Annotated in this window: 1 protein-coding gene; it reads right to left on the bottom strand. The window is 77.3% G+C overall.

Annotation, left to right across the window (positions count from 1 at the left end; translation table 11 throughout):
• On the bottom strand, positions 1-388 hold a 388-nt coding region (locus ACEN88_RS34525), incomplete at both ends, for a hypothetical protein (protein ID WP_413346912.1).

The raw sequence follows: 388 nt of genomic DNA, 5'->3' as shown, positions 1-388 counted from the left end.
CCGGCCCGCTGCGGCCTGGCGGCGGCGGGCCGTGGTGCGGCGGCGCGCGCGTGGGCGGCGGGGCCCCCGGCGCGGGCGGCGCCGCCGGCGGCGCTGATGGCGATATAGTGCGAGTTCGGTGCGCGTGCGCGCCAGGCCTGGGCCAGGGTCGCGCCGCCCACTTCGACGATGCTGTGCATGCCGGGACGCAGCAGCGACAGCATGCTTTCCTGCTGCAAGGTCAGTTGCGCGGGGGCCGGCACTTCCTGCAGGCGGGCGATGGTCGGCTCGTCCACGGGGTCGACGCCGGCCGGGCGCCGGACGACGGTGGCCAGCAGGTCTTCGTAGTCGCGCACGAAGCGCGGCGTGTCGAACAGCGGGCTCGCGTCGCGGTTGGCCGCGACGCGCG

The sequence above is a fragment of the Massilia sp. CT11-108 genome (assembly GCF_047302915.1).
GTDB classification, from domain to species: Bacteria; Pseudomonadota; Gammaproteobacteria; order Burkholderiales; family Burkholderiaceae_D; genus Telluria; species Telluria orientalis.
This window is presented reverse-complemented; position numbering and strand designations above follow the sequence as displayed.